Here is a 25,071-nt window from a genome sequence, read left to right on the forward strand (position 1 = left end):
GCGATCGCCTACGCATAAATTATTGATAAACGTGCGATCGCCACATGCAAACTAATCTTTGATTTCCTCACCAAAAAGCAGATGTTAGACTTTATTCTCGTCACTGGCGATCGCGCTATATTCAACCCCACTTTTGGCAAAGCAATAGTTGCAGTACGTCCTGGTATATTAAATGGTACTGGCATACCAACAATTAACAAAAAGAAAATTTGCCTTTTTGGGGATGAGAAAAAAGTTATTGTCCCTGGTTGTTCTTATACAAGTCCGCCAAATATCACCCCTGGTACAGGAACACTTTCCATTCAATCCTTAGCCATCAATCAAAAAGCCAGAAAAGTTAAATCTAAGCGAACAGCAGTATTGCTCAAAGGTACTACCTTTACAGCGAGATTCCAAGTTATCGTGCCGGCGACGACTCCAACAGTACCACCGGAACCAGACACAATGCTGGTATATTTTGGCACGGGATTTTTCACTACTACAAATAGGACAACAAAAGGGACTTGATAAATGAAGTCAGAAGTCGGAAGTATAAATGCATAATTTTTCGGTTTTGAAATCTGTTACTGAATTGAAATGATTTAGGAATATTTTTATGTCCCACTTTCCTGGTGCGCCAAAGTTATTAAAAGCAACGATCGCCATCCTTGATGCTGTCACCTTTTTCCCCAAAGGAGTGATTGTATTGCAATACAATCCTGAAACACTCAGACGCACTTTACAGGTACGAGGTGCGGGTGCTGAAGGAAGCGATCGCCTAGAAGCCTTGCGTCTGGTTGCGCCACCCCTAGAGACAATTCAACTAGAGGCAGAAATTGATGCTACAGACCAACTTGAGTTTCCGGCAAAAAATCCAGATACAGTGTTATTTGGCATATACCCTCAATTAGCAGTTCTAGAAACCCTGATCTACCCTAAAAGTAGCCAAATCAAAAAAAACAATCAACTTGCCCGCATGGGTGTTTTAGAAGTCTTACCAATTGAGTCTAATCTGACTGTATTTATATGGAGCTTAAATCGTGTAATGCCAGTGCGCCTCTCTGAGTTCAGTATTACCGAAGAAGCATTTGACTCCAAATTAAATCCCATTCGTGCCAAAGTCAGTTTAGGTATGCAAGTATTAAGCACAAATGATTTGAGATTTGACCATAAAGGTAGCAAGTTATTCCAAGTTTATTACAAGCAAAAAGAGATTTTGGCTAAAGTGAATACGGCTGCAACTGTTATCAAGACTATTGCTTCTTTATTATGAATTTGGCTCTTGACAACCATTAATTATTTTAGTTGTCAGTTTTTCAAATTTATCTCAGTTAACAGAGATTTTTAGTTGTAAAATATAAAAGAACAAAATGTTGAATGAAAGCAGTCGTTACTACGATATAGAAACTGCCAAGTGGCAAACAACATCAAATCAAACTATTGTTTACCTCCGGCGGAGATTTTTACCATCACCACAGAGGTTTGAAGTTCTTCAAGAACATCAAGTCAGCGAGGGCGATCGCCTAGATAATATCACTGCAAATTATCTTCATGACCCGGAGCTTTTCTGGCATCTATGCGATGCTAACAATACTATGCACCCTAATGAATTGACTGCCCAAATTGGTCGGCTACTGCGTATTCCTCTCCTCTAAAAAGGTTAAGTTATGCCTGAACCTGATATTCGCGTAAAACTCCTGATTGGTAAGACCATACCAAGACCTGCACCTTATGAAGTTATAGACGCATTGATAGACTTAGAAGTGACTCAACAAGACCGCGATCGCAGTGGCTTTCAAATGACCTTTAGTCTGAGTAAAGAACTAAAAAATTTCTCAGATTATTGGTTACTCCGCAAAGGCATTTTAGATCCTCCCAACCGGATAATTATTCAGGTCATAGTTAATGTAAAAGTTGGTGTAAACCGCAGTTTTCAAAGCCCTATATTAATTGATGGCATTATTACCGATCATCAAATTGCACCGAGTAATCAACCAGGAGAATCAAGGCTAATAGTGACTGGTGAAGATATTAGTCTGATGCTGGATCTGGAAGATAAAAATGAAACTTACCTAAACTTATCTGATTCTAAAATTGTTAACAAAATTTTAAATAAATATAAAATTAAATATGGGTTAACACTAGATGTACAAGATACTACTAAATATTTTTCACCCAACCAACAAGAACAAATTACAACTCAGCAAAGTACAGACCTACAGTTTATTCAAAAACTGGCTATACGTAATAGTTTTATTTTTGAAATTAAGCCTGCTAAAACTCCTGGGACAAATATTGCTTATTGGGGTGAGGAAAAAGATAAAGTTACTCCTGCTCAACCAGCATTGTCAATGAACATGGGGGCATTTACCAATGTAGATTCATCCATAAGTTTCAATTTTAATGCGCTGGAAGCTATTAAACCTCAAGCATCAGTTAGTGATGAAAAAACTGGGGCATCAATTCCGATTCAGGTTCTTAAATCACCCAGTCAAGCTTTAGCTAGTAAGGCTGCTAAATTCTTAAGAAAAGAAGTGCTACGCTGCACCAACAAACTCGAAAAAATCTTAGCCCAAAAGGAAACCGAATCATTTGCTAGCCGTTCGCAGGAAAATGCTGTCACTGCTACTGGAGAAGTAGATACTGTTCGCTACGGTTATGTCTTAGAAGTGCGTCAATTAGTGGGAGTGCGGGGTGTGGGAAAAACTTACGGTGGTTATTACTACGTCAAACAGGTAACACATCGCATCAAGCGTGGCGAATACAAACAAAGTTTTACCTTGAAACGTGAGGGACAAGGTGCAACAATTCAGATGTTACAAGTATGAACCAACCAAAACTTGATATTTGTGGAAGTATTAATCCACAAAGACCTTCTTTTTATGGCAAATACCGAGGCGTAGTTTTTGATAATAATGACCCGTGGCAGCTTGGACGCGTGCAGGCAAAAGTGCAAGAAATTTTTGGCAACGATCCCAGCGGTTGGGCATTGCCTTGCGTTCCTTATGCTGGCAAAGGAATTGGGTTATTTCTCATTCCACCCAAAGGTGCTTTAGTTTGGATGGAGTTTGAAAATGGAGATCCAGACTACCCAATTTGGAGTGGCTGCTTTTGGGCAGATGAAAAGGTTCCAAATATAGTACCAGCTAATCCTTATGACCCAGATATCAAGGTACTTAAAACCGATATTGGCAAAATTGAAATCAACGATAAATCAGGTAAGCAAAGCATCACTATCGAAGCCAAGATTGGTAAGCAAACTATGAAAATAGTGATAAATAATTCGGGAATTGAAATCGACAATGGAAAGAATGCAACTATAAAACTGAGCGGTAAGACGGTATCGATTAATAACACTGATTTGGAGGTGACTTGATGCCAGAATATCTCATAAATCTTCCCAGGCAAAAGAATGTCATCAACATCGATTTTCCCTTTCACTTTGACAGATACCATCGCACCGCCAGCACCAGCGATGAAAATCAACACATCCGCGACTTAATCGAACAACTACTGTTTACTACTCCCGGCGAACGAGTCAACCGTCCAGATTTCGGTTGTGGTGTATTGTCTTTGATTTTTGCACCCAATAGTGTGGAACTAGCAACAACTATGGAAATTACGATTCAAGCATCTATTGAGCAATGGTTGGGCGATTTAATCGATCTGCAAACTTTGGAAGTAACAAATGTTGATTCCAGTCTTTACATAGTGGTGGAATATTTGGTGCAAAGTTCTGGCGAGACACAAACAGCTACTTTTAGGACGACTGTACCATGAACAGCCACACCCTTACTTTCCAAAACGAACAGCGCCGTCAAGAAATTCGTAGGCAAAGAAAAAACGGGCTAGATTATGTAGAAGTTAGCGATGATTTGCGATCGCTATATGTCTATTTTTTAGGTTCGGTACCACAAGACCTGAAAAAAGAGAATCTTCTGATTGAAGGTGGCCAGCGGATTCGCAATCTTCATGTGATTAATTTAGAGATAGAAAATCCCCCAAATTGTGAGAGTTATTTAACAGTTAATCTTGACCAAACTGGCGATTTCTCTGTCTATACTTTGCGCTTGGTGTCGTTAGATGAACATGGCAAACCCACAAACCAACCATATCCTAATTTTGACCCACGCTACTCTCTAGTACAATTTAAATTCCGAGATGGTATCTGTAATACTGACATGGATTGCTTGCAACAGCAAACTTGTCCGCCACCGCAACTAGTTGAACCAGCTATCAACTATTTGGCCAAAGATTATGCTAGTTTTCGCCAGTTGATTTTAGACCGCCTGTCCTTGATAATGCCTGATTGGGAAGAACGTCACGTCCCGGATTTAGGAATTACTTTAGTGGAAATCCTCGCTTATGTTGGTGATTATCTCAGCTACTATCAGGATGCTGTAGCCACCGAAGCTTATCTAGAAACTGCCCGCCAACGGATTTCTGTCCGTCGTCATGCCCGTCTCATTGATTATCCGATGCATGAGGGCTGTAATGCACGTACTTGGTTATGGTTAGAGACAAGTATTAATATTTCCCTGGAAGCCAAAAATTTCTACTTTATTACTAGTTATAAAAACGCGCCTCCCCTCGGCACTATCCTAGAAGATATTCGCCATCTAGATGATGTGCCTCCTAGCAGTTATGAAGTTTTTGAACCGCTAACGCCACTACCGATTCATCTCTACAAGGCTCACAATCAGATATTATTCTATACTTGGGGCGATCGCTCCTGTTGTCTTCCTCCTGATTCCACAACCGCTACATTATTGGATGAATTTATACAACATACACTACCAGAGAAGCCTAATTCTGCCAATACTCAATCGCCCGAACAGCAGCGAAAATTGCATCTGAAAATTGGTGACATCCTCATTTTTGAAGAAATTAGAAATCCGAAAACAGGCATCCTGGAAGATGCAGATATGAAGCATCGCCATGCAGTCCGACTGACAAATGTCAAGGCAAGTGTAGATGAACTTTACAATCAGCCAATTGTAGAAATCGAATGGTCAAAAGAGGATGCATTGCCTTTTCCCCTTTGTATTTCAGCAATAGTACCACCAGACTGTCAGCTAGTTGATATTAGTGTTGCCAGAGGCAATGTAATTCTAGTCGATCGCGGACGCACTATTGAACGGGAAGATTTAGGAACTGTACCGGGAAAAGAGATAATCCAGGGATGCCAAGAAGAAGACGAACCTATAGAGATTTTAGTAGTAGGCGATCGCTTTCGTCCTACCTTACAAAAAACGCCTTTAACTTTCAGCCAACCTCTGCCCAAAAATCATCTAACTCAAGATGCTAAAAGTTTGCTAATTCAAGACCCCCGTCAAGCATTACCTCAAATTCAACTTACGAATACTGTCAATAACTCTATCTGGACTCCCCAGTACGACCTTATAGACAGCAATAGCGAAGACCAACATTTTGTTGTGGAAATGGACAATGATGGACAAGCACACTTACGCTTTGGAGACGGTGAATTAGGAATCAAACCGGCAGTCAATACTCACTTCCAAGCGACCTATCGAGTCGGTAACGGACTTGCAGGTAATATTAGTGTTGGAGCGATTTCTTATATTGTTTTTCGCAATCAACTAATTAGTGGTTCGACATTGCAACCACACCAGCCCTTCCCAGCTCAAGGTGGGACAGCACCCGAACCTCTATCTCAGGTGAAACTATATGCACCGCACCTATCTCACGAAAAATTAGAACGTGCTATCACTGCTGATGACTACGCACAATTGGTAATCCAACATTTCTCAACAAAAGTGCAACGAGCAGCAGCTACCTTACGGTGGACAGGCAGTAGGTATGAAGTCTGGGTGACAGTAGATCCTTTCGACAAAGATGCAGCAGATAAAAAATTACTCCGAAATATTGCCACAGACCTAAAAAAATATCGCCGCATTGGTCATGATGTCATCGTTCAACGAGCAGGTTACGCCTGTTTGGATATCGCCATGAGAGTTGATGTCAAATTTGACTATTTGCGCGGTCATGTCAAAGCTACTTTGCTGGATATTTTCAGTAACCGGGTTCTATCTGATGGTCAGCGTGGTTTCTTCCATCCTGATAACTGGACTTTTGGCCAAGGAATTGCTTTAAGTCAGATTGTAGCTAAAGCTTCTACTGTTCCAGGCGTTGAAAGTGTCTCTGTGACTAAGTTAGAACGTCTTTTTGTCGGTTCCAACCGCGAGATTGAAGCAAGTTTTTTACCCATTGGTGCTTGGGAAATTGCCCGACTCGATAACAACCCAAACTTTATTGAAAACGGTAGATTAACACTCGATTTGCGAGGTGGGAGATGAAATTAAGTTGTAGTTGTAACTGTCATAACTATAAATCAAGCGATCGCTCCAGCTGTGCTTGTTGCGAAGGTGCAGAAATTCTCACTCCCAAATCAGTAGTTAATCAACCTGGTTTGTATACCTTAGCTTATCGAGTTGGAACCCATGCTAGCTTTTTCGAGACAATGCAAGCGCGTTTGGGCGATAGCAAGTTTCCCCAGTTGAGAAATTTAAAAACACGGGACTCTAACGACCCTTCTATTGCTCTGTTAGACGCTTGGGCTACTGTTGCAGACGTTCTGACATTTTATCAGGAACGCATAGCCAATGAAGGTTACTTACGCACTGCCATTGAGCGAGGTTCCTTAGTAGAATTAGCTCGATTAGTAGACTATGCACATAGTCCTGGTGTCAGTGCTAGCGTTTATTTAGCTTTTACCGTCGAAGATGGTTACAATTTGGAAATTCCTATTGGTTTGATCTGCCAAAGTATACCTAATTCTGATGAATCGCCAGAATTTTTTGAAACATCAGAAAAACTGCGAGTTTATGCCCAGTTGAATAGGCTCAAGCCTCGGCTGAAGCAACAGCAGGAAGTTAATTCAAAAGCCGCTACGGAAATTGACAAGCTTTATTTAGATGGTATAGGTGCGAATCTCAAACCTAACGATCCGCTTTTACTAATCTTTGGTGATGCTGAAACTGAGCAAGTCATTCGCAAAGTTCAAATTATTGAGCCTCAACCAGAAGAAAACCGGACAAAAATTACATTACAACTGCCACCAGAAGTTACACAACAACCAACTACTGAGGTTGCACCAGCAAGTACAAAAGCACAAAAAATCAAACAATTAATCAAACTGCCATCAATACAACCTGCGAATGCTCTAGAACTAGAGCGGTCAAAAGAACAAATTTTTTCTCCCGCAAACATTGATATTAATTCACGCTTAATTAATAATACTTTAAATCCTGCTGACAACACAGCAGTATATCAAATTTTAACCAGCGATCGCGCTAATTCTGCTAATCAGTTAAACCAAATTAAAGTTTTAGGAATCAAAGCTGCACCTTTCGGACATGACGTACAATTAAAGCCAATTTTTGACCAGCAAGGACGAATTGAAAAATACGAAGAATGGCAAATTTCAGGTGTAGATGAGCCAACATCAAATTCCTCTAACACGCTTCCATCGGAATTAAGAAATATTTTAGTATTAGATGCCCAATATGATGAAATTACACCTGGTAGTTGGCTGGCAATTGAACGTGTAGATGTTAATGAAATTGGGATTTATCAAGTCATCAAAGTAGAAAATTTTACTAAAATTGCATACAACACAGTAGGAAGAATTACGCAACTTACTTTAGATAAACCTTGGTTAAAAGAACAAGATACATCTTTAGATGTAATGCGTAAAACTACAGTGTATCTCAAGAGTGAAGATTTGAATTTGGTTGAAAAACCAGTTGACTTGAAAGATGCACCAAGTAGCGAACATTATATATCCGACCAGATGGAAATTGAACTAGACAATCTCTATGAAGGTCTACAACCTGGACGTTGGTTGATTATTTCTGGCGAACGCAGTGATATATCTGGTGTTAACGGTGTGTGGAAGAGTGAAGTTGTCATGCTAGCTGGGGTGAGACAAGATATCAATCCTAATTTGCCCAATGACAAACCGCATACATTCCTCAGATTTGCCAGACCTTTGGCTTATACTTACAAGCGAGAGACTGTTACTATCTATGGCAACGTAGTTAAAGCCACTCATGGCGAGACTCATACTGAAATACTCGGCAGTGGTGACGCTACTAAAGCAAATCAACAATTTACCCTATCACAACCGCCCCTTACCTACTTACCAGCACCTAATCCTAGTGGCGTTGCGAGCAGTTTGTCAGTATATGTTAACGATGTCCGTTGGCAAGAAGTAGAAAGTTTAATCCAGTTAAGTCCTACAGACCGCGCCTATATCACCCAAACTGATAGTGATGGCAACGTAACTATTATCTTTGGCAATGGCGAACATGGAGCTAGATTACCCAGTGGGGTTGAAAATATTATGGCAGTTTACCGCAGTGGTATTGGCAAAAGCGGTAATGTTGGAGCAGAAAAAATCGCACAATTGGCAATGCAACCTCTGGGTTTGAGTGGCGTACTCAACCCCATAGCAGCCACAGGAGGCGCAGACCCAGAAAGCGATTATGAAATTCGCCGCAATGCATCTGTTGGCGTAACATCTCTCAACCGTGCAGTTTCCGTGCAGGACTATGCTAATTTTGCCCGTACCTTTACTGGAATTGGCAAAGCAAATGCTCAACGTCTTTCAAATGGTTCGCGTCAAATTATCCACATTACCATCGCTGGGGCTGATGATATCTATATTGATAGAAATTCAGATTTATACCGCAGCTTTGTGCAAGCATTATATGAATTTGGCGACCCCAATCAAGCACTAAAAGTAGATATGCGAGAACTTATGCTATTAATTATCAGCGCCAATGTGCGGATTTTAGCAAATTATCAATGGACATCTGTAGCATTAAAAATTCGGACTGCTTTGTTCGATAAATTTAGCTTTGAACGTCAGGAACTAGGACAAGATGTTGCCCTAAGTGCAGTTATTGGCACGATTCAACAAGTACCAGGAGTAGACTACGTAGATGTAGATATTTTAGATAGTGTTTCCGAAACTGAAGCCCAAAATCCAGACATTTTAAATAGAAAACTAGAAGAACTGGCACAACTAGGCATCGGTCTTGGAAATGGACAACTACCAATACAACCAAAACAACGAATTCCTGTAAACTTGGCTGTTTTTGATTCCACAATAAACCAACTTTTTCCGGCTCAATTAGCTATTCTCAGCCCTCAAGTGCCAGACACACTAATTCTGAAGGAGTTGAAATCATGAGCAATTCCCCAGACCGCCTTTATGAACTGTTGCCAGCTGTTTACCGCATCCGTGATGTCGAACAAGGCTATCCCCTACGGGATTTATTACGTGTCATTGCTGAACAAGTAAATATTGTTGAAGCAGATATTACTCAACTCTACGAGAACTGGTTTATTGAAACTTGCCAAGATTGGGTAGTACCATACATTGGCGATTTAATTGGTTATCAAAATATTCGCAATTATGGTACAAATGCGATCGCTGATGAAAAAGGCAATAATATTTTAATTCCCCGGCGTGAAGTCGCAAATACTATTCGCTACCGACGGCGTAAAGGGACGCTGGCTTTGTTGGAATTGCTGGCTGATAAAGTAGCTGGCTGGCCGGCACGAGTTGTAGAATTCGATCGGCTAGTTAGCAAAACACAACATATCAATCACCCGCATTCGTCAAGCTCAACAACAGTAAATCTGCATCAAGTCAATGCAGTCGCAAAGCTAAATAACCCATTCGAGGAATTAGCTCATACAGTAGATATTCACAATATTGCTTCACAATATCAACCGGGAAAATACAACACTCCGAATGTTGGTATTTTTGTTTGGCGATTAAAACCTTATTCCATGACTCTAACACCAGCTTTTTGTTTAGAAGAAGTTAGTTCTAACTGTTACACCTTTAGTATTACGGGTAATGACACTCCGCTTTACACTCGTCCCCAAATAGCAGAAGATGAAACTAAAATTGCTCGTGAATTAAATTTACCTATTCCCATTCAACGGCAAGTTTTACAATCTTGTAAAAGTGATTATTTTGATTCAAACCCAAATCCAGAACAATTTAGTAAAAGTTTGCAAGTCTGGAAAGGTGTTGGTGCAAAATTGCAACTAATTTCTCCAGAGCAAATTATTATTGCCGATCTGGGTGATTGGAATTATCAACCAGAGCAAGACCATATAGCAGTCGATCCAGAATTGGGGCGGATGATTTTTCCCATCCGCCAATTACCAAAAAATGGTGTTTGGGTTTCTTATTATTATGGTTTTAGTGCTGATATTGGCGGTGGCGAATATGACCGAACTTTGTTAGATTCTGCGACACATTTTTTACTTGATGTGGGTGATATTCAAGAGCCAGTCGTTTTTATCTCGCAACAAGATGCCTCTGCATTATCTCAATTTTTGCGATCGCAGCTTTCTGGTGATACCCGAAGGCTTTTGGATGCTTATATCATTCCTCCTGCCGAACCAGCTTTAATTACAGCTTTGCTCAGAGAGTTAAATCAACTACTTTTAGGTAAAAGCCTCTACGATAAACAACGTTTTGCAGCTATCACCTTGAGTGCAGAAACTCAAAGATTGATTCAGCAAAATCTCTACGGCAAAGAACTGATTCGCTGCAATCGCTTGCTATTAGAAGAAGCTTTTCCATCTCAAATCAGAAAACATTATATCCATTACAGCGTCAGTCAAACCTCACAAGCGGATTATCAAAGTATTACCGAGGCAATTTTACAGTGGCAGCGAGACAAACCCCATAATGCTGTGATTGAAATTTTTGACAGTGGTGTTTATGTAGAACGAATCAATATTGAACTAGAAAAAAATCAAAGTTTGCAATTACGTGCAGCTAACCGCAAGCGTCCGGTGATACGCATTCTAGATTGGAGAACTTCTTTAGGTGATGCTTTAAATATCACAGTAGAGTCAGGAAGCTGCTTTGTTCTCGATGGTTTATTGATTACTGGTCGGGGAGTGCATATAGAAGGTAATCCCACTCAATTTGTAGATTATCCTACCTCTGTTGTCAAATCGGCTGCGGTTATTATCCGTCATTCTACATTAGTGCCGGGCTGGTCATTACATTGTGACTGCGAACCTCGACGTTCCAGCGAACCAAGTTTGGAATTATTTAATATTAATGGATGTGTAACGATCGCACACAGTATTGTTGGCTCTATTCAGGTTAACCAAGATGAAGTAGAGGCTGACCCTTTGCCGATATGTATTAGTGATAGCATTATAGATGCTACTAACGTAGAAGGTGAAGCGATCGGCGCAGTGGGTTACTCTATAGCTCATGCGCGGTTGACTATTGCACGTTGTACAGTCATTGGACAAATTCAAGTCCATGCAATTGATTTAGCAGAAAACAGTATTTTTAAGGGCATTATATTCGTTGCTCGTCGCCAACAAGGTTGTATCCGTTTCTGCTATGTGATGCCAAACTCACGCACGCCACGCCGATATAATTGTCAACCGGATTTAGTCGAGCAGATAGTTAGACAAAAAACTGAACTACAACCAGAACAGATAGAGGTGGAACAACTTGTTGCTAGAAGCCGCGTACAACCTCAATTCAACAGTACGCGCTATGGCACACCTACCTACTGTCAGTTAGCGTCAACCTGTGCTGAGGAAATCAAACGTGGTGCTGATGATGAATCAGAAATGGGTGCTTTTCACAATTTATATCAGCCTCAAAAAGAGGCTAATCTACGCATCCGTTTAGAGGAATATACACCCGCCGATACTGAAATTAATATTATTTACGCTAGTTAACGAGGTTGTTATGCAAGGAGAATTTAGAGGCGATTTTACTCGTGATACCTACGACAAGAGCAAGCACTTCCTTCGCGTCCTGATGCAACAAGGTCGAGTTCAATTAGATGCAGACTTTAACGAACAGACATCGATTTTACTAAATCGCCTGCAAACTTTAGCTAAAGATATATTTGGACTACAAGGCGGGCCAGAACATAACTGTGGTTTTGAATTTATCGCCACTGAAGAGCAAATTAATAATATTAATCATCTGAACGATGAAGAAAAACTGAAATTAAAACAACTGCTTCAATCTCAAAGCTATTTAATTAGCAAAGGCAATTATTATGTAGATGGAATACTTTGTGAAAATGAGGAATTTGTATCTTATTTTCAGCAACCAGATTTTCAGCCGGAACTTATAGATCCTTGTCAAGTCCAACTAAAGGGAGCGACATATCTTGCTTATCTTGATGTTTGGGAACGGCATATAACCCCCATTGAAGATTATGACGATCGCAAAATTAATATTCGTGAAGTTGCTTTAGGAGGAGCGGATACTGCAACTCGCTCTAAGTTAGTTTGGCAAGTCAAGCTCAAACAATTAAAAGAGGATAAAGATATTGAAACGGTTGCCAAGCAAGTTACCAAGGATCGTGACTATTTTTACAGTTTGTTAGGTCAAGAATTAATCAAGCCTGGAGAAGGCAAAATTATTGCTAGAGTTACAAAACCTAGTTCTACAGGAACGAACAATCCCTGCGTTATTCCTTTTAATTCTAAATTTCGCGGTACAGAAAACCATCTTTATCGCGCAGAAATTTTTACAGTTCCCACTGTTAATAATAACAATAAACTATCATTTGTTTGGTCGCGGGAAAATAGCTCAATTGTTTTTCCGATTGTCACATCTACTGAGAGTAATTCTTCTGCGATCGCATTGACGCTAGAACATTTAGGAAAGGACAAAGATTGCAGTTTATCAGTTGGTGATTGGCTTGAAATAGTCGATGATGATTATGTACTTGGAAATAGCGATCGCCAACTACTAAAAGTTGAACAAGTAGACCGGATTCAAAATCAAGTAATTCTCTCAGGTGATGCTAAAAACAAAACATTGCTTCCAGAAAAGCATCCTTTATTACGCCGTTGGGACTCTAAAGAAGTCAAGGTAAATTTATCTGAAGTGAATCATAAATGGTTTCCCCTTGAAGATGGAATTGAGATTCAATTTCAAGCAGATACTCAGAATAACTCTTATCAAGTTGGCGATTATTGGTTAATTCCTGTGCGGACAGCTACAGGCAATGTAGAATGGCCCAAACTAAAAAACAAAGAAGGAAAATTAGAGCCTCAATCTCAACCACCGCATGGGATAGCTCATTATTATGCACCTCTAGCAGTTATTTCAGGTAATCCTAATAATGTAACACTTTACGATTGTCGAAGAAAGATTGGCAGTCAAAATAACAATATAACACCTGTAAGTAACAAAGATAATAATCCTATAGCAGCTAATTCTCCGGAAAATCCTACACTGCCTATTCCTCAGAAAGAACTGACTGCACAAACAATAATAGAATTCAATCGCGTCATCAATGCTAGTTGGCATCACGATCAAGTTTTGGAAGTCACTATTGCGGAATTACAGGAAAATTCAAGTAATATTCCAGAGGAGAAATTATTTAAATTTAAATCTCAAGATTTAAGAAATTTATTTACTAAACTAGGTTTAGTAATTCAGTTTGAAAAACCAGTACTTATTGATAGTTTACATAGGAGTAGTGTATCTGTATTAGCTCACACTGATAATGTATTGAAAGGTGAAGTTTTTTATATATTGCCAATGAAGGTTGAACCAGTTCAAGTCAAAAAAACTGAAATAAAATCTATCCGTTGGGCAGTTGGCAATGAAATATTGAATAGTAATATCAATCTAATTACAGAAGTTGAAACCTTAACAAATGAAAATACTAAGTACACTGAAGCTGTTAGATTGATTACACCTGATGACTGGTTGCAGAAAGCTGTCTTTAACCAAAGTAATATTTATCAGTTTACTATTTTGCTACATGGAGATTGGATTCTTAATGAAGAACCCTTATTTGATAACGCAAATTTGAATTTATTAGGAGATTTAAATAAAGGTATTATTCCTGATGAATTACGCCAGCAATTTCAAGATAAAGGAATTTCACTTTCGCAAAATCTTATTTTAGTTGCAGAGAAAGAAAATTTTAAATGGCGCTTAGTCGATGGAGGTAAAATTTATATCCTTCAAATCCAAAATAACAAATTAACTTCTAGCAAAATTCAGGCATTAGATGGCAACAATATCTGGCCTGGTGTTCCTGAGCGTTTTAGCGGAAATGGTTCTGAAGGTGGAGATTGGGTAAGCATTATCCATATTAACCCTCTTCTGTAACTTTCCGAAATAAGCAAGTAGTAAATAACTGAAATTATCCAGAAGAGAAAAAAGGTTTAAATTGGTTCATTGTACAAATTAGGTGATTAAAACCAAGCAATAAATCGGAATTGGGAAAGGGATCATGACGGAATGTCACTAAGAAAAGTTAAAACCTCGTCAAAGCAGGGTGTTGGGGGTAGGGTATTGGGTGTAGTGTTTCAGACAATCAAATTTTAGTTACGTCAAGAAGTTCAACATTTTCTTAATTCCCTATACCCCACACCCGCTCATCCAGTTATATCAAGGGTTTACGTTTAACTTAGTGCCATTCGGTCATGACGAAATACGTATTTCGTCATAACTCCAGAAAGAACCAACAATTTGTCCAAATCCCCACAGCTAAGATTAAAGCAGAGAATTGAACAGCTGTGTACTCAACACGGTATTGAGTTCATTGAAACATAAGAAGCCAATACCTCAGCAGCATCATTTGTTGAACTATATTTCTACAAAAGAGCATGTTGGTCAACTCTAGTATCCTTGTCGGAAATTACCTCAACTGTGCGGAATCCCAGCACTGCCAAGAGATTATTTTCGGGAAGCTTAACGGGAGCAGGTTGATCGCCGTGACCTGGAGGGGGGAGGGGATAAGCAGTTGCCGCAGCAGTATGGAAACGAATATTACCTTCGCTGTGTTCAATCACTTGATGGATGTGTCCCGTTAACACTGTGACCGATACAAAACGAGATAGCAGGGAAAGCAACTTAGCAGAATCGGCAGTTGCCCATCCCCATTTGGGATAAAGGTCATACAGAGGAATATGGCTGAAAACAACTAGAGGTGTATCCTGTTTCTGCGCTGCCAAATCTTTGGAGAGCAAGTCCAATTGCGCCTCACCCAGTTTGCCAGTGCCAGTTGCCCCAAAGTCCAGCACATTGGTCAAAGAGACAAAGTGTACTCCCGCCCGATCCCAAACCTGTAAGCCTTCTTTGACATCCTTGCGGTTAAAGGCCTCCTCGTAAGCTTTGCCGCGATCGCCAATCGTATCGTGTTCCCCTGGTAGAGTAAACAGTGGGACTTTCAATTGAGAAAGCAGTTGTTTGGCCAGATCGAATTCTTCTGGTTTAGACAAATGGGAAATGTCTCCCGTGTGAATGACAAAAGCAGGTGGAGTGGGTAAGGCATTGATTGCATCAATCGCTTTCTGGAGCGTATCGGTCACATGTTCATTTGCAGGTTTTTTGAAACCGATGTGTGTATCGCTAATTTGAACGAAGGACAACGGTGAAGCCGTGGATAATTTTTGAGCATTTTGGTCTCCGACTTGGCAGGCAGTTAATAAACCATTTCCACCAACAGCCCACACAATGCCGAGTCCTGTCCAGCCTACATGTTCAATAAATTTTCTGCGTTGCATTGGTATTCCTCTGGTTAGTTTTTCTTATTTGTTACTGTCAGTGTCCCTTTCATAAAGGGATGAACTGAGCAAATATAGGGATAAGTACCCGGTTTAGTAGCGGTGTAGTTCCAGGTTTGATTGGTATCCAGTGCTTTAGAGTTGAAAGTACCATCCATAGCCGTAGCCGTGTGGGGTTCTTCATCGACATTGATAAATTGAACAGTTTTACCAACAGCGATCGCCAAATTCGCTGGCTCAAATTTGAAATTACGAATTTTGACCGTAGTATCGGCAGTTTGTTGCCTAGTTTGGGGTGGTTGGCTCGTTGTCTTTGGGTTCGGGCTACAAGATGACAACGACAACAGAATGACCAACAAGGCACTAGCGATCGCTATGAAAAAATAAGAAATGTATTTCATGGGCGTTCTTCCATCCGCTTTGGTTGACGGCGTTTAGCAAACAGTCCAGTCATGCTTGCTCCGGTAGCCACTAAGCCAATTAGACCTAGCCCATTTAAAACTGGCACAATGGCATCGAGTTTGAAGATTTGCAAGGTGTGAACAGCAATTAAAAATCCAGCCAGTTCTTCTTGATGCAACCATGTGTCGGCGATCGCAATGCTAATACCAGTAACAGCAGTAAAGAATAACGGCAAACAAAAGATTGTGGCAATTAGCCGATGGTACTTGCGAAATATGTTTTTCATCATGTTAGTCTGCTGTAAATCCTTGCAGTTGCTCTTCAAGGTGATGGCGATAGCCTCGATCGCTTAACGTTTGCTCAGACAATCGATTCGCTTTGACAGCAGCTTGAATAATGTCTTGAGCCGCGATCGTTCCAGACGCGATCGCATCGAGCAATGCCCCATTGCTGAGAATGCCTTGGTCTTTGAAGTAGCCTTGATACGCAAGAGTTGCCAGATTAAAAGGGTTAAGCTGGTTTGTAGAAGGTTGCTTTGCCACGTAGGGATTGAAACTGGTTGGTGCGGTTTGGGACTGCGCCGCAGCAGGCAAAGTGGCGGCAAACACAAGCACTGTTGTTAACAGCACAGAAATAGAGCGTCGCATAGAATTACCTCTAGGATTGGTTATTTGGCTACAGCGGTTTTACTGACCTTCAATGCTTGGATGCAGCACAAACTTTCAGGCAAATTGGTTGAATCCAAACTGCCAAAGGTGCAAAATTATGACATGCCAAACAAGGGCATTACGGTCTGCCGATATAAATAATGGCCAGTGTTAAAAGCTGTAGGAGTAAGCAGGTGAGCAATTAGCGTGATTCCAGGAATTTAGTTGCAACTTATGCCCCAAAAAAATGCTAACTGGGTTACTTACTTGTCTCTACCTTTAAAACGACTGAGAACCAATATTGGATTTAAATTCTGCAAATGCTTTGCTAGACTGCTGTTCGCGGTTCGTTTGGTTTGAGGTGCAAGAAGAACATCAACAAATCAAAACCAAATAACTCACTTCTACAAAATTTCGATGCTAAACTCATCCAATTCGCTTCATCAATCGTTTTAGAGATGAAAGTAAGTTTGCTCTATTCTTAAAAGAAGTTGTGACAAGATTGGCACTCACATTGCAAGATGCATCGAACATTTTCGCAGAGATAGCCTCGGTCTATTCACCTGAATCTATGGATCTTAGTTCTCCCGATCGCCATTCATCAGAACCGTCATCGAAGAGCGATGCCGCACTCTTGGATGGACTGAAGGCAAAGCAACCAGCGGCATTAGGGTGTCTCTACGATCGCTATGGCAGCGTGGTGTATGGAGTGGCGCTAAAAGTGTTGCACAGCCAACCGGAAGCCGAAGACCTGACCCAGGAAATTTTTCTATCGTTGTGGCAGCGTCCGGTTGACCCTGCAAAACAAGGTCATTTGCTGCGCTACTTGATTGTCATGACTAGATCGCGGGCGATCGACAAACTGCGATCGCGCAGTCGCACCCTGAATTTGGTGCAACGTTGGGGGCAGAACGTCACTGCTGCACCCCCCGCGCATACTCCGATTGAGCAAGCTGTTTTCCATGAGCGATCGCAGCAAGTGCGGCAGGCATTGACCCAGCTTAACGATCGGCAAAGACAGGCGATCGAACTAGCGTATGATGCTGGACTGAGCCAATCAGAAATTGCCCAAAAACTGCATCAACCCTTGGGAAGCGTGAAAAGCTGGACTCGCCAGGGACTCCTGAAACTGAAGCAACTTTTACAAGACTCCATTGACTAAGGTTATGACTGAACCCCTTACTCCTGAAGCAATCGAAACCTTGGCAGCAGGCTATGTCGTGGGCAACCTCGATCGCACCGAAGTAGAAGTTTTCGAGCAACTGTTGGCAGAAAATCCAGCATTAGTGGCACAAGTGAAGCGACTTCAGGCAACCTTAGACCAGGTTGTTTACAGCTTAAACAGCGTTGAACCGCCTCCCCATCTCCAAGGAGCCATTTTGGCTGCCGCTACCAAGACTTTCCCATCCTCACGTTACAAACGGTCTCGGCGGCTCTGGTACACAATCATGGGTAGTGTCGCGGCATTGCTGATTCTCTATTTAGGAGTAGATAACTATCGCTTGCGGCAAGATTTGGCCATAGCTGGTGACATCAATATCCTACTGCAACAGTCCCAAACGCAACTTTTCTCTCTCAAGGCTGTGAATGCCTCGGATACTACTACCGGTAGCTTTATTGTAAATTTAGGACAACGGCAGGGAATTCTCGCCGTGCAAAATCTCGTGGCTCCACCCACAGGTAAAGTCTATCGACTATGGGCGATCGCTGATGGCGAAAAAATTCCCTGCGGCACTGTGAAAATTAATCCCCAGGGAAAGGTGCTAGATAAATTCTGGATGCCTGCCGACTTTTATGACACAGGTATCTCTGGATTATTCGTGACGTTGGAATCGTCTGAAACTAGCCGTTATCCCACTGGAACTATTGTGATGCAGAGTAACTCATTTACTAAGAGCTAAAACACCGATTCAGTTCATCTGCAATTGGAATGGAAATTGTAAATTCCGTTCCCGATCCTAAAACAGAATTAACTGCAATTATTCCGCCATGCTTTTCTTCCACAATTTGCCGAGCAATAGCTAGTCCTAATCCTGTACCTTTACCAATCGGTTTGGTGGTAAATAAATGGTCAAATATACGTGTTTTTACATCTTCAGTCATTCCTTTGCCATTATCAGCAATTAATATTTTTACGTGACGATCGTCAATTGAAGTTTTAATGATAATTTTGTGAGGATTTGCTTGAATTTCCTGAAAACTACGCTCGTTATTTGACTCATCCAAAGCATCAATAGCATTAGCCAGAATATTCATAAATACCTGATTTAACTGCCCAGGAAAACATGGAATTGACGATAAATTAGCGTACTCAGTGACCACTACAATTTCTGGACGTTGTTCGTTAGCTTTGAGGCGATGTTTGAGAATTAAAATTGTACTATCAATGCCTTCATTGATGTTAAATGGCACTTTATAATCTTTATCGGCACGGGAGAAGGTTCTTAAGCTGGTGCTAATATTTTTTAATCTGTCACAAGCGATCGTCATTGCATCGATCATCTTCGGCAAGTCTTCTAAGCTATAATCCAAGTCAATTTCTTGGGCATGGTCTTTGATTTCCTGTTGGGGATTGGGTAGAGTTTTTTGATATAGTTTCAGATGTTCGGTGATATCAGCCAAGATGGGTTTAGCTTGTATAAGACTTGCAGAAATAAAGCCAAGAGGATTGTTCATTTCATGGGCTACCCCAGCAACTAAGTTACCTAGTGCAGACATTTTTTCATTTTGCACCATTTGTAATTGGGCTTGTTGTAGTTCTTGGAGAGCTTTTTTAAGTTCCTGGGATTTTTGCTCAATTGCAGCTTCAGCAAGTTTGCGATCGCTAATATCTCGAATAATGGTTGCCAGATATTCGATTTCGTCGGCGGCATTTTTTTGAGCAATAATCACCTGAGAAACAGGAATTTCATTGCCTTGGGAGTCGAAAATGGCCGACTCACCGCTCCAAGCTCCTTGGCGGATGGCGGTGGGAATAGCGACGGATTGCAGATATTCCATTGCTGTAGGTGGGGTGACAGTAGAAATATGAAATCCAGCAGCACTATCTGCAATCTGCCAAAATCTCAGTCCGGCTGGATTAGTGTAGAGACTATTGCCATTGGCATCTGCAATGCCGATAATATCTGGGGTAGCAGCCAAAATCTCTAAAAGTCGCTGTTGCTCTTGTTCAGCACGTTTGCGATCGCTAATATCAATTAGCATTCCATCCCATACCATTTCACCATCCTCCCCACGTTCTGGCTGGGCGGCCGCTTTTACCCATTTGATATTGCCATTGGGTGTAACAATACGCCACTCATGTCGAAATGGGGTAAGATTTTGCGCTGACTCGATAGTTGCCCGAAAAGCCTCTGCTTTATCTTCGGGATGTTCAAAATCGCGCAGACTGTATTTCCCTGACTTCACATCTTCCGCTGCTACTTCGTAAAGAGTTTGACACCCAGAACTGACATAGGATACTGAAGATGAACCATCGGCTTTAATCCGAATTTGATAAATCAAACCAGGAACATTATCTGCTAGTTTTTGAAAGCGGGCTTCACTGAGCCGTAACTTTTCTAGAGATTCTTCTAACTGTTGAGCATAAATTTGTGAATCTTGATACAGACGGGCATTTTCCAGAGAAATCGCTGCTTGGGTACAAAGAAAGTTGAGAATGAGGATGCGATTACTTGTAAACACACCACTGGTGGAGCGATTCTTTAAATATAAAATCCCAATTAAATGTCCTTGATTGAGAATCGGCAAGCACAGCAAACTTTTTGGTTGTCGTTGAAGTAAATACTCATCAATTACAGGTAAATTGGTTTTGAGTTCGTTAATCACCACAACTTCTTGCGTATTTTTGACATACTGTATTAACTTTATTGGTAAGTGGGGATTACCCTCTAGGGGTTCGGAATACAGTTGTGTGATTTCGGGTGTGGCAATGGCTCTCACCTGCCATTCTCCTTGGCTATTAGGTAAGATCAAGGCACAGCGATCGCCCCCAGAATGTTGCAGAATAATCTGAGTCAGTTGGTGCAACAGTTCATCGAGTTGAATCGTACCAGAAAGGCTTTGAGAGGCTTTGAGGATAGCAGCAAAATCGAGAGCACTAATGCTGATGCTAGAGGAATGGCTTAAATCAGTGGAGCTATGAACCGAAAGCTGAGTAGCATTTTGTGATAGTGTTTCCAGTACATTCAGAGGTTGTACTCCCTGCTGGAGAATCAGGTGCAGTAAATTGGGGTAGCGGTTTTCCAAATCCTCAGTTTTGGCTTTTGCGCCCCAATGAGCGTAACAGTAGTATGCCTCCTGCATATAGCCTGCGGCTACCTTTTCTTTGCCCCAACTGAGATAAAATTTAGCGGCCAGTTCATTGCTGAGTGCTTCTTCTTGCACAAAACCATGCGTTTTGGCTTGGGCAATAGCTAAATCGTAATGTTCCATCGCCTCAGCAAATTGACCAAGCACCCGATAGCGTTCTGCTGCCACAAGCGAACAGCGATGTTGATGATTGAATGGAGCATAAGTAGCCCAAGTTTGTAGTTTTTCTTGATGGGCATTGATTCGCTCTAAAATAGCTGATTTTTCTTGGGCGTTAGCATCGGTGTAGCGTGCTAGATGAATTAAAGCATCATAAAAAACTCGGACAGCTGCGACGAAATAGCCATTTACAGCATTACTATACTGTTCTGCTAAGGCTGCTTGTTGTGAGGCTGCTTCGTATTCTCCGAACAAATAACACAGAACAGCTTGATTGAAATGAAGATAGAATAACCCCGTGCGATTGCTGGTAGCTTGTAAGCTGGGCAAGATTTCAGCGGCATTGAAGACTTTGCCCTGCAAATAATAGGGAACTTCAGCTTGTCCTAATAAATTGAGAATCGCTTGCAGGTAACACTCTAGATATTTTATCGTTGCTTCTTGTTTGACCTGGCTGATGACTTGCCGATAATTCTCCATTTCCTGGGCCAAATCATTTAATTCTCGACCGCTCCAATAGCTACACTGACTATATGACACTAAGTTCAACGCCACGCATACCAAATCTCCAGTTTCTAAGCCGCTGTAATAAGCTTCTAGCAAGGATGGGATACTGCGATTTAATGGTTCTTTCCAGTGCCGAATAAAGCTGTTGACAATAAAGTAAGCTCTGCTTTTAAAAGCGTTAATCTGGTGTTGTTCTAGTAACTTTAATGAAAGTTGCCCAAATTCATACCCAGCATCAATATCTCCAATCAAACCACAAAGAGTCACTCCATAGTCTGCATAGGACAAAATGGCAATAGGTGAATTGCCAAACTGGATAGCCATCTCGACTTGCTTGGATGTGAGTAGTGGTAACAGTGCCGGTTTACCAATGAATGCAGAGGAGACTAGTGTAGTCAGGATTTGCATGGCTGCCAGTTGATGCGGATCGCTCATTACAGATAAATCCAGCAAACTTAAGGGTGCGCGCCCCATCCACAGTTGCTTTGTCTGTTGGGTTGCTGCACTAATATCTGCCGTAGTCGGCTGTTCGGGAAATTCCACGCCGAGTAATTTCAGGACTTGCAACCCAGTCTCAACTACTTTGGCAAATTGACCTTGCGACCGGAATGCCATCATTCGGGTTTCATAGACTTTGATGGTGTCCAGTAAAGAAGTAGCAGATTGCAACACAATGTCACCCCACACTGCTAGCTTGTCAAAGTCTGTATTCAGGCAGGCAGCTTCCAAACGCTCGTGATGCAGATTCAGGGTCAATTCGTAGTGTACTACCCAGGTATTAGAAGGTAGTAAATCAATCCCTTGAGTGAAGTAGTTGACGGCAGCATTATAAGCGATCGCCGCCTTGGCTTTGCGCCCTGCGATTAAATTCAGTTGGGCTAACTCAAGTTTTTTCTCAGGCTGAACGAGCAAGTCAATGCCTATATTCAGGTGATTGACAATTTCAAAGATATTTGCTTCTAGTTCAGTTTCCGGTGTACTAGCGTGTAATAATTGACCGATCGCCAGATGAGTTGCTTGTTTGCCATCTTCCGCAATTAACTTGTAAGCAGCTTGTTGGATGCGATCGTGCAGGAAGCGATAAGTTAAATTGACACAGCGATCGTCAACCGTTGTTTGGGAATCAAGTTCGCTACTCTCTGCCTGAAAGAACTTGTAACTCTGGCTAGTTGGCAAAATTAAGCCCTCTTGCAACGCTTTCCATAACGCTGTTGCAGCATTGGTTGCAGACTGCTGTGAAACGATCGCCAAGGTTTTTAAATCAAAAGAGTTGCCAATGCAAGCCGCTAGTTTCAGTACATTTTGCGTTTCTTTAGGTAATTTCTGCAACTGGTAGGTGAGAAATTCCACCACATCATCGGTAAGAGATAACGCCTTGATTTGGGCAATATCGCATTCCCAATAGCCATGATGGCGATTAAATGTAATCTGCCCATCTTCGTGTAAGCTTTTGAGAAACTGGGTGATAAAAAAGGGATTACCTTGAGTCTTGCGATCGATTAATTCTGTTAAAGGAAGCGATCGCTCTATCGTACAATGCAAGGTATCAGCAATTAACTGATTCGTATCGCTCAAAGTCAGAGGAGCGAGGGTAATTGTATTGACAGTCTTGCCAGTTTTCTTCAGTTCCTCCACCGTCAAGATAAACGGATGGCCTGCTTGTACTTCATTATCTCGATAAGCCCCTAACAAAAGCAGATAACGCCGATCTTCCATCAGCAGTTTAATTAATTGTAGGGAAGCTAAATCTGCCCACTGCAAGTCATCCAAAAACATCACTAAAGGGTGTTCTGCTGTGGTAAATACAGCAATAAACTTTTGGAATAATAAGTTAAACCGATTCTGTGCCGCACTTGGCGACAGTTCTGGCGCAGGCGGTTGTTTGCCAATTACTCGTTCTAGTTCTGGAATCACCTCAATAATAACTTGGCCATTGTCTGCCAGAACTTCTAGAATCTGGCTTCGCCACTGTGCTAATTGTGTATCTGACTCTGACAACAATTGCCCCATCAAATCGCGCAAAGCTTGCACAAACGCAGAAAAGGGAATATTGCGATTGAATTGATCGAATTTACCTTTAATAAAATACCCCTGCTGTCGGGTAATGGGCTTGTGGACTTCATTAACGACGGCAGTTTTACCAATCCCAGAGAATCCCGCTACCAGCATCATTTCTGCTGTGCCATTGGCAACACGCTCAAAAGCTTGCAACAAGGTAGCAACTTCTGATTCTCGTCCATAGAGTTTTTCTCTAATTAGAAAGCGATCGCAAATATCCCGCTTACCAATGACAAAATCTGTAATTTCCCCTGTATCTTGAAGTTGCGCCAAACAAGTTGCTAAATCATGCTTTAATCCCAACGCACTTTGATATCTATCTTCGGCATTTTTCGCCATCAACTTGTTGATTATCTTGCCTAAGACTGTTGGTATTTCTTCCCTCCTGCCTTCTAGCTTTGGCGGTTGTTGTGCAATATGACAATGCACCAACTTCATCGGGTCATCCGAGATAAATGGTAACTCTCCGGTTAATAATTCATAAAATGTCACACCCAGTGCATAAAAATCGCTACGGTAGTCTATGCCTCGGTTCATTCTTCCGGTTTGTTCGGGAGAAATATAAGCAAGTGTACCTTCTAAGACATTGGGATTTTTAATTTCTTGGGTTTCTTTAGGTAAGAGAGAGGCAATACTAAAGTCAATCAGTTGAACTTGTTTTGTTTGGGGATGAATCAGAATATTGGCAGGTTTGATATCTTTGTGGATAACACGGTTGTGGTGTAAATCGTGGAGAATATCAGTTAATTGAATAGCGATTGTTAAAAGTTCCACCAAGGAGAGGGTAGTGGTTTGAATGTATTCTCCTAAAGCTACGCCTCCCGTATCTTCCATTACCAAAATATAACCATTACCATAGGGTTCTAATGATAAAGGATGAATGATTCCAGGAATGTTGAGATTTTTGCTAATGGTATATTGGTTGCGAAATTGTAGTAATTCGTTGAAGTTGGGATATGCTGAGGTCAAAAGTTTGATGACAACTGCGAGTCTATCTTGTTCTCGAATAGCTCGATATACTCTGGTTCTGGAGCCTGCATAAAGTTGAGAGCTAATTTGATATCTGGGAATGATTGGGCTGGGGTTTTGAGTAGCCATTTATATATATTCTGATAAAAGTTGCTTTTTGCTGCTCATTAAAAAGCCGTGCAACAACGCCTCTACACTCTACTAGTATTCCCATTAACGCTTGCATAGCTTGCTTTTCTGTGGGAAATGGTTTCCTAACAGGCTTTTGTGTCATAGCCAGCATCAGCAGACCAACCCCATGTGTACGGACTTTCCATTCGCCCTCACCAGAAACTTTTACCCTAATTGAATCCACCACAACACCTTGAAAGGGCTAGGCAACCCACTAAACTTTGTCAAGCGGTTAATTTTATTTTTTTATGGGTGTGCATCCTTGCAGAAACCGCAAGATTCTCTCCCCTGCGATTTTAAT

General features: G+C 41.3%; 18 protein-coding genes. 12 read left to right on the forward strand and 6 right to left on the reverse strand.

The genetic code is table 11. The annotated features are described in order from the left end of the window. Window positions 1-81: 81 nt before the first annotated feature. The 10 genes from I8752_RS35445 to I8752_RS35490 all read left to right on the forward strand — a co-directional run bounded on the left by I8752_RS35445 (window position 82) and on the right by I8752_RS35490 (window position 14,146). Window positions 82-507, forward strand: coding sequence for a hypothetical protein (locus tag I8752_RS35445; protein WP_214436824.1), 426 nt, complete (start codon window positions 82-84; stop codon window positions 505-507). An 88-nt stretch (window positions 508-595) separates the two neighbouring features. Continuing rightward, window positions 596-1,252 (forward strand): hypothetical protein, encoded by a 657-nt coding sequence (locus tag I8752_RS35450; RefSeq protein WP_214436825.1) that lies wholly within the window; start codon window positions 596-598, stop codon window positions 1,250-1,252. Window positions 1,253-1,349: 97 nt separating this feature from the next. Beyond that, complete coding sequence (locus tag I8752_RS35455) at window positions 1,350-1,634, forward strand: LysM domain-containing protein (RefSeq protein WP_214436826.1); 285 nt, start codon at window positions 1,350-1,352, stop codon at window positions 1,632-1,634. Window positions 1,635-1,646: 12 nt separating this feature from the next. Beyond that, entirely contained in the window at window positions 1,647-2,807 is a 1,161-nt protein-coding gene (locus tag I8752_RS35460) for a phage late control D family protein (protein ID WP_214436827.1), read from the forward strand. After that, window positions 2,804-3,355, forward strand: a complete 552-nt coding sequence (locus I8752_RS35465; protein WP_214436828.1) for a phage baseplate assembly protein V — start codon at window positions 2,804-2,806, stop codon at window positions 3,353-3,355. Before I8752_RS35460 ends, I8752_RS35465 begins: the two co-directional genes overlap by 4 nt. Beyond that, window positions 3,355-3,759, forward strand: coding sequence for a GPW/gp25 family protein (locus tag I8752_RS35470; protein ID WP_225896119.1), 405 nt, complete (start codon window positions 3,355-3,357; stop codon window positions 3,757-3,759). Before I8752_RS35465 ends, I8752_RS35470 begins: the two co-directional genes overlap by 1 nt. Then, a complete protein-coding gene (locus I8752_RS35475) occupies window positions 3,756-6,296 on the forward strand; it encodes a putative baseplate assembly protein (protein WP_214436829.1) in 2,541 nt (846 codons plus the stop codon). The genes I8752_RS35470 and I8752_RS35475 overlap by 4 nt, the downstream gene beginning before the upstream one ends. Then, entirely contained in the window at window positions 6,293-9,196 is a 2,904-nt protein-coding gene (locus I8752_RS35480; protein ID WP_214436830.1) for a putative baseplate assembly protein, read from the forward strand. The genes I8752_RS35475 and I8752_RS35480 overlap by 4 nt, the downstream gene beginning before the upstream one ends. Next, window positions 9,193-11,739, forward strand: coding sequence for a hypothetical protein (locus I8752_RS35485; protein ID WP_214436831.1), 2,547 nt, complete (start codon window positions 9,193-9,195; stop codon window positions 11,737-11,739). Before I8752_RS35480 ends, I8752_RS35485 begins: the two co-directional genes overlap by 4 nt. A gap of 10 nt (window positions 11,740-11,749) precedes the next feature. Further along, on the forward strand, window positions 11,750-14,146 hold the full coding sequence (locus I8752_RS35490) for a DUF6519 domain-containing protein (protein WP_214436832.1): 2,397 nt from the start codon (window positions 11,750-11,752) through the stop codon (window positions 14,144-14,146). Between the two features lie 488 nt (window positions 14,147-14,634). On the opposite strand, the gene I8752_RS35495 is transcribed toward I8752_RS35490, so the two are convergent. Genes I8752_RS35495 through I8752_RS35510 form a run of 4 tightly spaced genes read right to left on the reverse strand, consistent with a single transcriptional unit; the run spans window position 14,635 to window position 16,595 of the window. Beyond that, entirely contained in the window at window positions 14,635-15,546 is a 912-nt protein-coding gene (locus tag I8752_RS35495) for a metallophosphoesterase family protein (RefSeq protein WP_214436833.1), read from the reverse strand. A gap of 14 nt (window positions 15,547-15,560) precedes the next feature. Beyond that, window positions 15,561-15,947: a cupredoxin domain-containing protein gene (locus tag I8752_RS35500; protein ID WP_214436834.1), complete on the reverse strand. Its 387-nt coding sequence runs from the start codon at window positions 15,945-15,947 to the stop codon at window positions 15,561-15,563. Next, a complete protein-coding gene (locus I8752_RS35505; protein ID WP_318780940.1) occupies window positions 15,944-16,237 on the reverse strand; it encodes a peptidase in 294 nt (97 codons plus the stop codon). Before I8752_RS35505 ends, I8752_RS35500 begins: the two co-directional genes overlap by 4 nt. A gap of 1 nt (window position 16,238) precedes the next feature. Further along, window positions 16,239-16,595: a hypothetical protein gene (locus I8752_RS35510; protein WP_214436835.1), complete on the reverse strand. Its 357-nt coding sequence runs from the start codon at window positions 16,593-16,595 to the stop codon at window positions 16,239-16,241. Between the two features lie 493 nt (window positions 16,596-17,088). Between I8752_RS35510 and I8752_RS35515 the strand changes: the two genes are divergently transcribed. Both I8752_RS35515 and I8752_RS35520 read left to right on the forward strand, forming a co-directional pair. After that, entirely contained in the window at window positions 17,089-17,757 is a 669-nt protein-coding gene (locus I8752_RS35515; RefSeq protein ID WP_318780941.1) for a sigma-70 family RNA polymerase sigma factor, read from the forward strand. Between the two features lie 4 nt (window positions 17,758-17,761). Continuing rightward, the gene (locus I8752_RS35520) at window positions 17,762-18,496 is read left to right on the forward strand and encodes an anti-sigma factor (protein WP_214436836.1); all 735 of its coding nucleotides are present in this window, start codon (window positions 17,762-17,764) and stop codon (window positions 18,494-18,496) included. Here the strand turns inward: I8752_RS35520 and I8752_RS35525 are convergent. Together I8752_RS35525 and I8752_RS35530 are read right to left on the reverse strand one after the other, a co-directional pair. Beyond that, window positions 18,486-24,728 carry an ATP-binding sensor histidine kinase gene (locus I8752_RS35525; RefSeq protein WP_214436837.1) on the reverse strand — a complete coding sequence of 2,081 codons (6,243 nt, stop codon included), beginning with the start codon at window positions 24,726-24,728 and terminating at the stop codon, window positions 18,486-18,488. The two genes, I8752_RS35520 and I8752_RS35525, sit on opposite strands and share 11 nt — an antisense overlap. After that, window positions 24,682-24,954 carry a hypothetical protein gene (locus I8752_RS35530; protein WP_225896120.1) on the reverse strand — a complete coding sequence of 91 codons (273 nt, stop codon included), beginning with the start codon at window positions 24,952-24,954 and terminating at the stop codon, window positions 24,682-24,684. The genes I8752_RS35525 and I8752_RS35530 overlap by 47 nt, the downstream gene beginning before the upstream one ends. Window positions 24,955-25,071 lie beyond the last annotated feature (117 nt).

The organism is Dendronalium phyllosphericum CENA369, assembly GCF_016056275.1.
In the GTDB taxonomy this organism is placed as follows: domain Bacteria; phylum Cyanobacteriota; class Cyanobacteriia; order Cyanobacteriales; family Nostocaceae; genus Dendronalium; species Dendronalium phyllosphericum.